General features: G+C 69.6%; 11 protein-coding genes and 2 tRNA genes. 8 read left to right on the plus strand and 5 right to left on the minus strand.

Annotation, left to right across the window (positions count from 1 at the left end):
- Positions 1-237: 237 nt before the first annotated feature.
- Both ACZ4RZ_RS16475 and ACZ4RZ_RS16480 read right to left on the minus strand, forming a co-directional pair.
- Positions 238-2,448: an OmpL47-type beta-barrel domain-containing protein gene (locus ACZ4RZ_RS16475; RefSeq protein ID WP_467745181.1), complete on the minus strand. Its 2,211-nt coding sequence runs from the start codon at positions 2,446-2,448 to the stop codon at positions 238-240.
- Positions 2,448-4,967: a ThuA domain-containing protein gene (locus tag ACZ4RZ_RS16480; protein WP_467745183.1), complete on the minus strand. Its 2,520-nt coding sequence runs from the start codon at positions 4,965-4,967 to the stop codon at positions 2,448-2,450. Before ACZ4RZ_RS16480 ends, ACZ4RZ_RS16475 begins: the two co-directional genes overlap by 1 nt.
- A gap of 186 nt (positions 4,968-5,153) precedes the next feature.
- Here ACZ4RZ_RS16480 and ACZ4RZ_RS16485 point away from each other — a divergent pair, with 186 nt between their 5' ends.
- The gene (locus tag ACZ4RZ_RS16485; RefSeq protein WP_467745184.1) at positions 5,154-6,107 is read left to right on the plus strand and encodes a multicopper oxidase domain-containing protein; all 954 of its coding nucleotides are present in this window, start codon (positions 5,154-5,156) and stop codon (positions 6,105-6,107) included.
- On the opposite strand, the gene ACZ4RZ_RS16490 is transcribed toward ACZ4RZ_RS16485, so the two are convergent.
- A complete protein-coding gene (locus ACZ4RZ_RS16490) occupies positions 6,104-6,991 on the minus strand; it encodes a hypothetical protein (protein ID WP_467745185.1) in 888 nt (295 codons plus the stop codon). The two genes, ACZ4RZ_RS16485 and ACZ4RZ_RS16490, sit on opposite strands and share 4 nt — an antisense overlap.
- A 141-nt stretch (positions 6,992-7,132) precedes the next feature.
- Here ACZ4RZ_RS16490 and ACZ4RZ_RS16495 point away from each other — a divergent pair, with 141 nt between their 5' ends.
- A complete protein-coding gene (locus ACZ4RZ_RS16495; RefSeq protein ID WP_467745186.1) occupies positions 7,133-8,179 on the plus strand; it encodes a LacI family DNA-binding transcriptional regulator in 1,047 nt (348 codons plus the stop codon).
- A gap of 3 nt (positions 8,180-8,182) precedes the next feature.
- Here the strand turns inward: ACZ4RZ_RS16495 and ACZ4RZ_RS16500 are convergent, their stop codons facing one another.
- On the minus strand, positions 8,183-8,848 hold the full coding sequence (locus ACZ4RZ_RS16500) for a TetR/AcrR family transcriptional regulator (protein ID WP_467745188.1): 666 nt from the start codon (positions 8,846-8,848) through the stop codon (positions 8,183-8,185).
- Positions 8,849-8,951: 103 nt separating this feature from the next.
- Here ACZ4RZ_RS16500 and ACZ4RZ_RS16505 point away from each other — a divergent pair, with 103 nt between their 5' ends.
- Complete coding sequence (locus ACZ4RZ_RS16505) at positions 8,952-9,791, plus strand: patatin-like phospholipase family protein (RefSeq protein WP_467745189.1); 840 nt, start codon at positions 8,952-8,954, stop codon at positions 9,789-9,791.
- Positions 9,792-10,128: 337 nt separating this feature from the next.
- Here ACZ4RZ_RS16505 and ACZ4RZ_RS16510 read toward each other — a convergent pair whose 3' ends face one another.
- Positions 10,129-10,920 (minus strand): VOC family protein, encoded by a 792-nt coding sequence (locus ACZ4RZ_RS16510; protein WP_467745765.1) that lies wholly within the window; start codon positions 10,918-10,920, stop codon positions 10,129-10,131.
- Between the two features lie 271 nt (positions 10,921-11,191).
- On the opposite strand from ACZ4RZ_RS16510, the gene ACZ4RZ_RS16515 reads away from it, so the two are divergent.
- From ACZ4RZ_RS16515 to ACZ4RZ_RS16535, 5 genes are all read left to right on the plus strand, one after another.
- Positions 11,192-11,440 carry a WhiB family transcriptional regulator gene (locus ACZ4RZ_RS16515; RefSeq protein ID WP_467745191.1) on the plus strand — a complete coding sequence of 83 codons (249 nt, stop codon included), beginning with the start codon at positions 11,192-11,194 and terminating at the stop codon, positions 11,438-11,440.
- A gap of 109 nt (positions 11,441-11,549) precedes the next feature.
- The gene (locus ACZ4RZ_RS16520) at positions 11,550-12,089 is read left to right on the plus strand and encodes a hypothetical protein (protein ID WP_467745192.1); all 540 of its coding nucleotides are present in this window, start codon (positions 11,550-11,552) and stop codon (positions 12,087-12,089) included.
- A gap of 214 nt (positions 12,090-12,303) precedes the next feature.
- Positions 12,304-12,375, plus strand: a tRNA-Ala gene (locus ACZ4RZ_RS16525).
- A gap of 10 nt (positions 12,376-12,385) precedes the next feature.
- Positions 12,386-12,457: transfer RNA gene (locus tag ACZ4RZ_RS16530), tRNA-Glu, on the plus strand.
- Positions 12,458-12,485: 28 nt separating this feature from the next.
- Positions 12,486-13,829: an SDR family NAD(P)-dependent oxidoreductase gene (locus ACZ4RZ_RS16535; RefSeq protein WP_467745194.1), complete on the plus strand. Its 1,344-nt coding sequence runs from the start codon at positions 12,486-12,488 to the stop codon at positions 13,827-13,829.
- The last annotated feature ends 3 nt before the right edge of the window (positions 13,830-13,832 follow it).

Here is a 13,832-nt window from a genome sequence, read left to right on the forward strand (position 1 = left end):
CGAGGCCACGTCGTAGCGCATGTTCCCTGTTGAGTTGTCGTTGTTGTGGCGGCGGACCGACGCCAACTCCTCGCGTATGAGGGGGAGGGCGGGGGCGGCTTCCCCGTGAACACACAGACCTCCCCGTCGTCAGTGGCGTACGGCGGCCACTGATCACAGCATGCCGCACGCCACTGACAACGGCTCGGACGGGACGGACGTCCCCCGACCCCCTACCACTCCTTTCCTTCCAGCTCCTTACAACTCCTTGATCCGGATGTCCCGGTACGAGATCACGTCCGTCGTGCTGTGCACCTGGAGCCCGACGTAACCGGAGGCGAACCGCCGTCCGTCCGTGCCCGGGTCGTCCGAGCGCGGCGGATAGAAGTCCTGGCCGCCGATGTTGTCGAACTCGTTGATCAGCACGCCGTTGCGGTACACCGAGTAGTGCTGGTCGACCACACGGATCTCGTAGTCGTTCCAGGTGCCCTTCTGCGTGACGCCGGCCCCGGCGAGCCCGACCCGGTCGAAACCGTAGATCGAGCCCGTCTTGTACATGTCGCCGTCGGGCCGGTCGAGCACCTGCACCTCGTGCCCGTACTTGATGGCGACCCACTCCGGCCGCGACTCCTCCGGGTGGTCGTGGACCCACGGGAACCGCACGAACACACCGGAGTTGGCGTTCCCGGTGCCGGGAGCGTCGTCACGCCACTGGAGCTTCAGTGAGAAGTCGCCGTACTTGCGCTCGGGGAACCACAGCATGCCGAGCCCGCCCTGCGTGGTGCCGGACGTGATCGACCCGTCGGTGTTCAGCCCGAACGAACCGCCACCCACGTGCTCCCACCGCGCGAAGGACGCCTGCGAGCCGTCGAAGATCTTGCGATAGCCGTCGGTCTGGCCCGGCTTGCCGATGCCGGACTGCTTGGCCGCCTTGGTGATCCTGTTGTACTCGCGCTGGTCGACGACACCTTCCTTGAGGAGTCTGTCCAGGACGGTCTTGACGTGCTTGAGGAACAGCGCCTGAGAGGTCCACTCCTTCTCGTCCTCGATCAACTCATTGATACGGCACCGGTTGTTGGTGACCCGGTTGGGTACGCCCGAGTCGACCGTTCCCACGATCACCGTCAAGCGTTCGTCGAACTCGGGGCAGTTGGGCGCGGGCACGCCGCCGCCCGATGCGACGGTGAAGCTCACGGTGCGCGGCTCCGACGTGTTGCCCGCCTTGTCGCTCGCCCGGTACGCCACCGTGTGTGCGCCGACCCGGTCGACCAACACCGGGGTGGAGTACGCCAGATAGGGTCCGCCGTCGAGGGAGTACTCGATCGCGGCGACCCCCGAACCACCCTCGTCCGTCGCGCTCACGGTCACCTTGGCACTGTTCACATACGCGCCGTCGGAGTTCTTCGTCCCGTCGACGCTCACCCCGGTCACCGGCGGCGTCGTGTCGGAGGCGGGCGGCGCGATCACCGTGAAGTCGACGCTCTTCTCGGCGGCCGTGTTGCCCGCCTTGTCCGTCGCGCGGTAGCGCACCTGGTGGGCGCCGAGCGCGTGCACCATCACGGGCGCTGTGTACGGCTGCCAGCCGCCGGAGTCGACCGCGTACTCGATCGTGTTGACTCCGGAACCGGTGTCGGAGGCGGAGACGGTGACGGTCGCCATGTCGATGTACGCGCCGTCGGGATTCCGCTCGCCGCTCACCGTCGCCGAGGTCTCGGGCGCGGTCGTGTCGTCCGTCGGCGGCGCGACCACCGTGAAGCCGACGCTCTTCTCGGCGGCGGTGTTGCCCGCCTTGTCGATCGCGCGATAGCGGACCTTGTGGGAGCCGACCTGGTCGATCACGACGGGCGTGGTGTACGGCTGCCAGGCACCCGTGTCCTCGAGGGCGTACTCGATCCGGTCGACGCCGGAACCCGCGTCGGTCGCGGCGACCGTGACCGTCGCCGAACCGACGTACGCGCCCTGCGAGTTCTGTGCGCCGCTCACAGAGGCCGATGTCTCCGGCGCCGTCGTGTCCGAGCCACCGCCCTCCGTCACCACGAGGATGCCCTGCATCCGCTCATGGCCCGGCATCGTGCAGTAGAAGCGGTAGCGGCCGGGGGTCAGCGTGACTTCGGCCGTGTGCCTGCCGCCCTGGTCGTCGTTCGGGTTGGCCAGGATGTTCAGCGGAACGTCGTTGTTGTACTCCGGGTCGGAGACGTCGAACGTCAACGTGTGCGGCATTCCGGTGGTGTTGCCGGTCGCCGCGCTGTTCTCGAAGACGATCGTCGTCGGGCCCGCGACCGCGGTCTGCGGCACGGAGGCGTACTGGGTGATGTCGTCCCCGGCGGTCCAGGTGAGCACCTGAGCGGCCGTGTCCTTCGAGGACCCGGCGTTCGGAGACTCGGTCCGCCCGAACGCGGAGGTCGACGTCAGCCCCAGCACCATCAGCAGGGACGCCAGCAAAGCCGTCCACCAACGTCTTTGGGACATCACTCCACCCTCCTGGCCAGTTGATCGGTGGCCGGCGTTGGACCGCCACCCGTGTAAGTGACCCTCCACAGCGCCGACTTGGAGTCCGAGGTGAAGAAACCGCGGCCGTAGTCGAGGACGTACAGCGCGCCGTCCGGTCCGAACTTCCAGTCCATGAGGTTCTTGATGCCGTCGTTGCCGATGGGCACGATCTTCTTCAGCGACTCGGAGTGGATCGGCAGGCCGCCGTCACCGGCCGTCTTCGGGTCGGTCAGGACGGCGTTGCGTGGCTGGTCGGAGTCGTAGAAGTCGCCGACGAACCACTTGCCGTCCCAATAGGAGGGCCACTTCGTGGCGTTGGGGATCGACGCGTCGTACCGGTAGACAGGCCCGTTCATCGCCGCCTGGCCGCCGCCCTTCAGCCACGGCAGCAGATAGGTGGCCTCCTCCTGCTTGTACGACGGGATGCCGTTCGCGTCGCGTGGATAGTCCGGGGCGCCGCCCTGGGGCGAGTACCAGATGTTGTTGCCGGTGACCGGCGGAAGGTTGACGAGACCGTCGTTGTTCGGGGACTCGTTCTTGGGGTGATCGCAGTCGTACCAGCCGAGCGGCTTGGTCGGGTCGGGCAGATTGCGGTCCCGGTAGGGCTGCTTGTTGCCCATGCAGTACGGCCAACCCCGGTTGCTCGCCTTGGTGATGACGGCGAAGGTGTCGTACTTGGCAGGGCCCCACGTGGTCGACGGCGCGCTCGCGTCCGGGCCGACCCACCCGGCATAGAGGGTGTCGGTCTTCTTGTCGACCGAGATCCGCGCCGGGTTTCTGACCCCCATCACATAGATCTCGCCGCGTGTCTTGCCGCCGCCCTCGGCGGTCTCCTTGCCGGTGAAGAGATTGCCTTCCGGCAGCGTGTACGTGCCGTCGGGCTCCGGGTGGATGCGCAGGATCTTGCCGTTGAGGTTGTTGGTGTTGCCCGCGGTGCGTCGCGCGTCCGCGAACGACACGCCCTTGTAGCTGGGTTCGGGGTTGTTGCCCGAGTAACCGTCGCTGAAGCGGCTGGAGTTGTTGTCACCGGTCGCGATGTAGAGATTGCCCTTGGAGTCCCAGGCCATCCCGCCGCCCGCGTGGCAGCAACTGTGGATCTGCACCGGCCACTTGAGGAGCACCTTCTCGCTGCTCAGGTCCAGCTTGTTGGTGGCGAGATCGAGTGTGAAGCGGGAGACGCGGCGCTCGGCCATCTGCGTGTCGCGGTTGATCTGCGAGTGTGGTGTGTAGTGCAGATACACCCAGCCGTTCTGCTCGAACTTCGGATCGATCTCGATGCCGAGCAGGCCCTCCTCGACCTTGATCAGCTCGTCGCCGCCGCCCTTGTTGCCGAACACGGTGAGCGCGCCGGCCTGGGTGACCTTGCCGGTCTTGGGGTCGTAGACGTGGATCTCGCCCTTGCCCTTGCCGACGTCCGGGTTGTTCCAGTCGGTGATCACGGGCTGGGAGGAGTCCGCGCCGCCGCGGCCGATGTAGAGCACCCGTCCGTCGGGTGCGGTCACCAGCCCGTGCGGCTCGCCGATCTGGTCGTTCTGGCCCGGCTGATTGGGCTGAGTCAGACGCTCCGCCTTGTAGTTGGCGTTGATCGTCGCCTTGCAGTCGGCCTGCACGAGCCGGGTCGTCCAGAGCAGGGCGCCGCGCAGATGCGTACGGAAGTCGGTCTCGTCGTACGACGACGCGGTGCCGCCCATTCCGGTGTAGAAGGAGCGGCCGCCGTCGTAGTCACGGCACCAACTCACCGGATGGTCCCAGCCGTTCTTGCTCGCACCCGGCTGATACGTCGACTCGCGCACCCGGGCCACGGTGTGCACCTCGCCCGACGGGTTCTTCACCCAGGTGAGCCACTGGTCGGGCCGCTTCCACTGGACCGGGAGGTCCTTGGTGGCGGGGTGCTGCCGGTCGCCGACCTCAACGGTCGCTCGCTGTACGTTCGTCGGGCTCGCGCTCGCCGGACGGGCGCCGATGAGTCCGGTGAACCAGTCCGAGTACGGCTCGGCGCGAGCCGCGTCATGGATGCCGACGAAACCGCCGCCCGCCTCCATGTACGCCTCCAGGCCGGCCTCCTGCTCCGGATCGAGCACGTCCCCGCCACCCGTGAGGAACACGATGGCGTTGAACCGGCCCAGCTTCGTCTCGTTGGTGAAGACCGAGGCGTCGTCCGTCGCCTCGACCTTGAAGCGGTGCGCGGCCGGACCGGACACTCCGATCCTCTCGATGGCCTCGATCCCGGCGTTCACGACCGGCGACTCGTCCCCGGCCGCCGCCGAGCCGTAGAAGATCAGCACCCGTACATTGGCGCCGCCCGGTGGCGACTTGACGGACATCGTTGTCAACGCCGGATCCGGAGCCGGGCGCGCACTCGCGGACGGTGCTGAGAGTGCCCCGGCGGTGACGGCTCCGGCGGCCAGGGCGGCGGCCCAGGCGCGGCGCCGGCTTCTGCGTCTTCTCGCGCTCAACCCTCGTAATTCTGACGGTGTTTGATGCGATGTGAACCGCATGTGGTCATCCACTCCTCGTCGGTCACAGCAACAGCGCCAAGGAAGCTAGACCTCTTTTCGCGGCTCGCCAATAGGTATGACCGCGATGGAACAAACTTTGTCCTGAGTGTGGATAAACGAGGACGGGGCCGCTACCGTCTCACGGGTTCATCTCCGTAAATTCCGTACCAGGGTGGGGAGTTCGGCATGGACAGACGCGGCTTCAATCGGCGGATGCTGCTGGGCGGGGCGGCGGTCGCGACGGGCGCGACATCGTTGTCGGCGGCTCCGCCGTCCCTGGGCGCCGACGACCCGGTACGGACCGCTCCCGCCGGCGGCGAGGTCCGGCACATCAAGCTCTACGCCGAGAAGCTCGCCGACGGGCAGATGGGCTACGGGTTGGAGAAGGGCAAGGTGTCGATTCCGGGTCCGCTGATCGAGCTCAACGAGGGCGACACGCTGCACATCGAGTTCGAGAACACGATGGACGTGGCGGCGAGCCTGCACGTCCACGGGCTCGACTACGAAATCTCCAGCGACGGAACGAAGTTGAACAAGAGCGACGTCGAGCCGGGCGGCACCCGCACCTACACCTGGCGCACCCACGCGCCCGGCCGCCGCAAGGACGGCACCTGGCGTGCGGGCAGTGCGGGCTACTGGCACTACCACGACCACGTCGTCGGCACCGAACACGGAACCGGCGGCATCCGCAAGGGCCTCTACGGCCCGGTGATCGTCCGCCGCAAAGGTGACATCCTCCCCGACCGAACCTTCACGATCGTCTTCAACGACATGACGATCAACAACAAGCCCGCGCACTCGGGCCCCGACTTCGAGGCCACGGTGGGCGATCGCGTCGAGATCGCGATGATCACGCACGGCGAGTACTACCACACCTTCCACCTGCACGGTCACCGCTGGGCCGACAACCGCACGGGGATGCTGACCGGCCCCGACGACCCGAGCCAGGTCATCGACAACAAGATCGTCGGCCCCGCGGACTCCTTCGGCTTCCAGGTGATCGCGGGGGAGGGCGTCGGGGCGGGGGCGTGGATGTACCACTGCCACGTGCAGAGCCATTCCGACATGGGGATGGTGGGGCTGTTCCTGGTGAAGAAGACGGACGGGACGATTCCGGGGTATGAGCCGCATGAGCACTAGCACGTGCGGATGTCGAACATGGTCCAGTGCGTGAAGGGCTTTTCCTGGATGTAGATGCGGGGGCCACGGCACACGAGACGGCGGCGGCCAAGGGCGGTGCCGTCGGGGCGGACGAGTCTCCGCTCGGCGACAGGGGTGACGCCCGCGTCCGTCAGCTCGCCGATGACGAGCCGGTCGTGTGCGTCCTCGTAGCCGCCGAAGAAGGCCACTCGGCCGTCGTGGACTGCCAGCCCCTTGGCACCCCGGACCTGGTTCGGGCGGGGATTCACACCCCAGTCCGGACCAATCTCCAGCAGGGCGAAGCTGGTGTAGGCGCAGGCCCACGCCGAGTGCTCGTTGACGTTGAGGGCGTAACAGTCGCTGATCGCGCCGCCGCCGTCCACTCGGTGGTACGTCCACAGCGGGTCGCCGGTGTGGCTCCAACGCCGCAGCCCGGGCCAGCTGAGCTCGTCGTCGCCGTACACGCCTTCGTCGAAGTAGCCCACCCACAGTGCACCGGCTTCATCGGCGAGGAGATGCGCGATTCCGTCTCCCACGCGAAACGTCCATGAGGAGCGGCCGAGGGCGTCGAAGACCTGTACGTGCTCCTCCTGCACACGGCTGCGGGCGTCCGCGACGACGAATCCGCCGTCCGGCAGGGCGTCGAAGAGAGGGAAGCGTGGTTGCACCGCGCCGAGATGCGTCTCGTACGGGTGGCCGTTCTCGACCGTGACGACCACGGCGTCGTATGGCTTGTCACCGTGTCGCTGGGGCGGACTCTCGGTCAGCAGCCAATGCGCGCGCCCGAAGGCGTCGACCGTGCTGTGCACGATGTGCAGCTGCCGATAGGTGCGCGGGAGGCGGGCGAACGCGGCCAGCCGCGTGGTGGGGCGGTCAGGCCGCATGGGCCTTTCTCATGGTCATGCGGTGATCATCACCCCTCCGGCATGCCCGCGCAAGGGGATTTCGCGGATCAGGGAGCGCTCTCACGGAGTGCGCGGCGGCGCGGCTATCCTGATCCGCAACCGCCGAGGAGGTGCCCAGAGGTGACCGGGACAGCGTCGCGCCCCACGTTGGAGGCCGTGGCCGCGCGGGCCGGGGTCTCCCGGGCCACCGTGTCGCGCGTGGTGAACGGCGGTGACGGGGTGCGCGAACCGCTTGTCGAGCGGGTGCGGCGGGCCGTCGACGAGCTCGGGTACGTGCCGAACCAGGCCGCGCGCAGCCTCGTCACCCGGCGCCACGACGCGGTGGCAGTCGTGATCGCCGAACCGGAGACCAGAGTCTTCGCGGACCCCTTCTTCGCTCTTCAACTCCGGGGCATCAGCAAGGAGTTGACGGCACACGACTCGCAGCTCGTGCTGCTGCTCACGGAGGGCCGGGACGACCACGTACGCGTCGGCCGCTATCTCGCCGGCGGCCATGTCGACGGCGCGCTCGTGTTCTCGCTGCACCTCGACGACCCGCTGCCCGGACTGATCCACGGCGCGGGCGTGCCGACCGTGTTCGGCGGCCGGCCGGGCTGGGGCGACGGGCCCCGCAACGCCGTCCCCACCGTGTACGTCGACTGCGACAACCGGGGTGGCGCCCGCGAGGCCGTACGTCACCTCGTCGGACTCGGCCGCACGCGCATCGCCCACATCACCGGTGCCCTCGACCAGACGTCCGCGGTCGACCGGCTCGACGGGTTCCGGGACGTCATGGTCGACGTCGACCCCGCGCTCATCGCCGAGGGGGACTTCACGCCCGCGGGCGGGGAGCGAGCGATGCGGGAGCTGCTGGAGCGCCGCCCCGGCGTGGACGCGGTGTTCGCCGCGAACGATCTGTCGGCCGCGGGAGCCCTGCGTGTTCTGCGTGAGCGGGGACGACGGGTGCCCGACGACGTCGCCGTGATCGGCTTCGACGACATGCTGCCGGTCGCCGAGCAGACGGACCCGCCATTGACAACGGTCCGTCAGGACATAGAGGAAATGGGCCGGTTGATGGCTCGACTGCTGCTGCGCCGCCTCGACCGCGCGGCCGACGAGGACAGCCCGGTGGGCGCGCCCTCCGGTGTGGTGTTGCCGACGACGCTCGTGCGCCGGGCTTCCGCGTAGCTCTCAGCGGTGTGGGCCCAAGTACCCCAGGACGTCACCGAGTTGGGCCGAGGTCAGCGACGGCTCGGGCAGCGGCGCGGCAGCCGGGGAGGCGCGCAGACCGTCGAGGAGGAGTGCCAGGGCGCGGCGCCAGGCGTCCGGGGCCGCAGTCGTCAGCGCCGGGACGGCACGGGAGAGCGCGGCGAGGGCGAACAGGAGGTCCTCGGTGGTGAGATCACCGCGCACCGTGCCCTGTTCGCGGCCGCGGCGCAGGAGTACATCCACCGTCTCCCGGTTGTGCGCGTGCACGGCCTCCAGCGTGGCGACGTTCTCCAGGCGTGTGGTCATCAGGTCGATCGCACCGCGGTCGGCGGCCAGCCCCGTGAAGACCGCGTCCATGTAGTCCAGCAGGCCCGTCCAGGCGTCCTTCGCGGTCCGGGCTCGCTCCCCGGCCGCCATCGTCCCCGTCAGGGTGTCCCGGAAGACCTCGTCGACGAGCGCGGCCCGGCTCGGGAAGTGCCGGTACAGCGTGGCGTTTCCCACCCCGGCCCGGCGGGCGATCACGTCGAGCGGCGCGTCGAGTCCCTGTTCGGCGAACACCTCGCGCGCCGCCTCGACCAGGAGCTCGCGGTTGCGCCGGGCGTCGCGCCGCCGGCGTACCGGATCCGGCCCGTCCACGCCGACCGTCATGCCCTCACCCTTCGGTAGTACCGGGGACCACTCCCCGGTACTGATGTTATCGTCGGATCAAGAAGCGGGGAGTGCTCCCCATTTGAGTGGGAGGGGTGGACCGATGGCGGACACGGCGCTGGTGCTGGGCGGCGGCGGGGCGGTCGGCGGGGCGTGGATGAGCGGGGTGCTCGCGGGACTCGCCGAGGCCGGCGTCGAGGTGTCCGGGGCCGATGTCGTCATCGGCACCTCCGCGGGCGCGATCTTCGGCTCCCGGCTCGCCTCCGGCGTCGGCACCGCCGAGTTGTACGAGGACCAGCTAGCCCGAGCGGACCCCGTCGACCTGACCGTCACCCTGGGGCAGACGGCGCGCTTCCTGTGGGCGGCGCTCGGCTCCCGGAACCCGAGACGTTCCGTCCAACGGCTCGGCCGAGCCGCACTCGCCGCCCGTACCGGCCCTCAGTCGGAAGTCCTCCACACGGTCGGCACCCTGTTGGGCGACGTACGGACCTGGCCCGAGCGGGAGTTGCGGATCACCGCGGTCGACGCGCGGACCGGGACCCTCGAAGCGTTCGACCGGACGTCCGGTGTCACCCTCCTCGAAGCGGTGGCGGCGAGCTGCGCGGTGCCCCTGGTCTGGCCTCCCGTCACCGCCGGGGGCCGCCGTTGGATGGATGGCGGCAGCCGCTCGACCAGCAACATTCAGCTCGCCCGCGGCCACCGCCGTATCGTCGCGATCTCACCGATTCCCCAAGCGGTCGGCCCGCACCCGAGTGCCCCGCGGCAGGCCGCCGAACTGGCGGCGGAAGGGGCCCGCATCAGCCTGCTGACCCCGGATCACGCCGCCCGCCGCGCGATGGGCCGCAACATGATCGACGACTCTCGCCGTCCGGCCGCCGCCCGGGCGGGCCACGCCCAGGCCGTTGCTCTCGCGGAGTCCGTGGCCGAGGTGTGGTACGGCTGATGCCCGCATGAGCCCGCGGGGCTTGCGTCCGTGTACGCGAAGAGGCCTACGGAATCGGGGAGTTGGCGCACGCGACGGGTCCTCTTGGCGGGGGCGGACGCGGGCCTCGTGACCTGGGCGTCCGCGCGGCCCGTGGCGGTGGCCTGCACGCGGCCCGTGGCGGTGGCGTACGCGTACCTCGTGGGGCCTATGCACGTCCTTGTGGTGGGGCGCGGCGCGCGGCCTCCGTGACGGGCGCCCCCGGAGGAGTCGGCCCACGCCGACACGTTGTCGTGCGCAGGAGCTGACAGCGCATCGGTGGGGCCCGGCCGCGTGCGGGACCCCACCGATCCGGGCCTCAGCTCTGCTGCGGGGCGCTCTTGATCACCGCGAAGCGTGCCCCGTACGGGTCGGCGAGCTTCGCCATGCGGCCCACGCCCTCCATGTCCGTCGCGGGCATGCGGACCTGGCCGCCCAACTCCTGGGCCTTGCTGACCACCGCGTCCGTGTCGGTGACCTCGAAGTACGGCAGCCAGTACGCGCCGGAGTCGGCCTCGGTCGGGTCGTCGGCCAGCGGGACGACGCCGCCGAACATGGCGTCCTCCTCGGTCCCCGCCGGGTTGATACAGGTGTAGGTGCCGCCCGGGAAGGGCATGGCCGAGGTCTCCCAGCCGAACACGGAGTTGTAGAAGGCGGCGGCCGCGGCAATGTCCTGGGTGTACAGCTCCACCCAGCACAGCGAGCCCGGGTCACCGGCCACGTCCAGGCCCTTGGTGCGGCCCGGCTGCCAGATGCCGAAGGGCACGCCCGCCTCGTCGGCGAGGATCGCCATGTGGCCCTCGCCCATCACGTCCATGGGCTGCATGAGCACAGCGCCCTTGGCCTGTTCGGCCGCCTTGGCGGTGGCCTCGGCGCCAGGGGTTTGGAAGTACACGGTCCAGGAGGGCGGGCCCTGTTCCGGGGTGGTCTGCATGCCGCCGGCCACGGTCTTTCCGTCGAGCTGGAAGAAGCCGTAGCCGCCGGCGTCGGGCCCCGCGGACTGGAACTGCCAGCCGAAGAGGCCTCCGTAGAAGGAGATGGCGCCGTCGATGTCGGATGTGCCGACATCCAGCCAGTTCGGGGCGCCGGTGACAAAGCGGGTGGTGAGCATCATTGCCCTCCTTTGAGGGGTCCCGTTGCCTGCACTGCCGAGTCTTGCACCGCCCACTGACAATCGCTGCCGGAGCGCGCGGGCCGGCCAGGGTGATGGCAGCGTTCACCCTGGGTCAACGGGTGAGTTTTCTTTGTTGTCGCGCTCCCCGCGCGCCGCCGTGTGCTTCCCCGTCCAGCGGGGCCATCATCAGACGCTGCCAGAGGCCTCGGAACGTGCCGTTGATCGCGCGTTGATCGAACGTTTTTCGCCGCGAGGCACGATCATGCCCATGCACTTGGAAACGATCACTGCGGCCGACATCGCCTGGCAGGGGCAGGCGTTGTGCGCGCAGACGGGGGCCGACTTCTTCTTTCCCGAGCCGGGCAGTTCGGTGCGGGAAGCGAAGCGCATCTGCGGTATGTGCGAGATGCGCTCCGCGTGCCTGGAGTACGCGCTGAACAACGACGAACGCTTCGGGGTCTGGGGTGGCCTCTCCGAGAAGGAGCGCCTCGGCCTTCGGCGCATGGAACAGAACTGACCGGGTAGCTCCTCCGGCACGGATCGCAGGTGGACAGACCCACTCCGTGACACCTGCATGGCACCTCCTCAAGCCGACCGGATTCGGCCACGGCGATGGAGGAGTACTGGTGGGCAGGGGTTCAGGCGGTGTGGTGTGCGCCGCGCTCGGAGCGAACGTAGCCCTCGCCGTGGCGCATCTGGTGGCACAGGTGCGTTTGTACAACGTGCTGGGACGCATGCGGTACGGCGAGCCCGTCCTGCGTGCCGAGATGTGGGTGGGCAACCTCTCGGGCATTCAGGCGGCCGCCTGCGCGGGGGCGGGGCTTCTCTTCGTGGGGTGGTTCGTCGAGGCGCGGAATCACATCGCTCTCGAATTGCGCGGGTCGGGCCGCCCGCAGGAGACCGCTCGCCAGCGCTCCCGACTGTGGGCCATCGCATGGGTTGTCTGCTTCGTGGCGTGGACAGTCGTCGGCCGCTGGGCCCAGAACCTCCACCGGCGGGCCAAGCAGGTGGAGGCCGCGACGCACGCACTCCGCGCAGGCATGTTCGCGGACGTTCTCGGCGTTCTCGCTGCCCTCGCCGCCATCGCCTTCGTCTGGCGGCTGTGCCGGTCGCAGTTCCCGAGGGGGCGCGCGGACTCTCCCGCCCGTCCCGTCCTGCCCGTCTGACGTCGGGGCGCGGACTCTCCCGCCGGTCCCGTCCTGCCCGTCTGACGTCGGGGCGCGGACTCTCCCGCCGGTCCCGTCCTGCCCGTCTGACGTCGGGGCTCGGACTCTCCCGCCGGTCCCGTCGTGCGCGTCTGACGTCGGGGCGGCCACCGGGCGGGGGTCGTAAATCGATGCGGACGCCTGGCGGTTGTGCCGTTAGGATCCGGGGGCGCATCCGGGCGTAGCGCAGAGGCAGGCGCACCTGCATGGCATGCAGGAGACGCCGGTTCGAATCCGGCCGCCCGGACCGGCGCATCGGTCCTGTAGAGCAGAGGCAGACTCGCCGCCCTCTCAAGGCGGATACGCCGGTTCGAATCCGGCCGGGACCACGGCAGCGCATACGTGGGGCGGGGACACATGGGTGACGGTGGGGGGATCACGGAGGACGAGCTGGCGGCTTTCCACCGTACGGTCGGAATGCTGCGGGCTCTGCCCGTCGACGACCCGGTGCGGCTGCGTGCCGAGCAGGTAGCCGCTTCCTTCGCACGCGACGGGCGGTTGCGCAGGCGGAAGGCGCGCGGAGCCGAGCTGTCCGCCGCCGACGCGGCCGCGATGGCGGCGACCGTGACCGGGGCGCTCGACCGGCGGGAGGACGCGCCGCTGGCCCACCCCGGTGCGGCCGGTGCGGGGGGCGCTTTCGTCAAGCCGCGCACCTGCTATGTCTGCAAGACGTCCTATCGACAGGTCGACTCCTTCTACCACCGGCTGTGCCCGGACTGCGCCGCCGACAACACCGCACGGCGCGGGCTCAGCACCGACCTGAGCGGCCGCCGCGCGCTGCTCACCGGGGGCAGGGTCAAGATCGGCTTCCAGCTGGCCCTGATGATGCTCCGCGACGGCGCCGAACTCCTGGTCACCAGCCGTTTTCCGCACGACACCGTGCGCCGCTTCCGCGCCGAACCGGGGAGCGAGAAGTGGCTGGACCGGCTGTCGGTGCTCGCCGTGGACCTGCGCGATCCACGGCAGGTCCTCGGGCTGTGCGAACAGTTGCGGCAGGACGGCGAGCCGCTCGACATCCTGGTGAACAACGCGGCGCAGACGGTGCGGAGGCCCCCGGAGTCGTACGCGGTGCTCGCCGCGGGGGAGTACGCCGAACTGCCCGAGGGAGCCCGGCAGGCGCCGGGGTTCACGCCGATGCGGGCACTGGAGGCGGGCCCCTCGGCGCTGCCCATGGTGCTGCGCGAGGCCGACGAGGCCGGGCTGCTGCCCGACCCCTCCCCGGACAACTCCTGGTCGGCACGGCTCGGCGAACTCGACCCGGCAGAGGTGCTGGAGACACAGTTGGTCAACGCTCTCGCTCCCGCGCTCCTCTGCGACCGGCTGCTGCCGCTGCTGCTCGCCTCACCGCAGCTGCGCCGCTATGTCGTCAACGTGACCGCGGTCGAGGGCCGCTTCGCGGTCCGCAACAAGATGGCCGGCCATCCGCATACGAACATGGCCAAGGCCGCCCTCAACATGCTCACACGCACCAGTGCCGCCGAACTGGCGGAGCGGGGCGTGCACATGTGCGCCGTCGACACGGGTTGGATCACCGACGAGAACCCCGCTCCGAAGAAGGAACGGATGGCGGGCGCCGGGTTCCGCACGCCGCTCGACATCGTGGACGGGGCGGCCCGGGTGTACGACCCGATCGTGCGGGGTGAGGCGGGCGAGCCCCTGTCCGGGGTGTTCCTCAAGGACTACCGGGAGGCGGAGTGGTGAGCG

It is taken from the genome of Streptomyces sp. NPDC027189 (genome assembly GCF_055566975.1).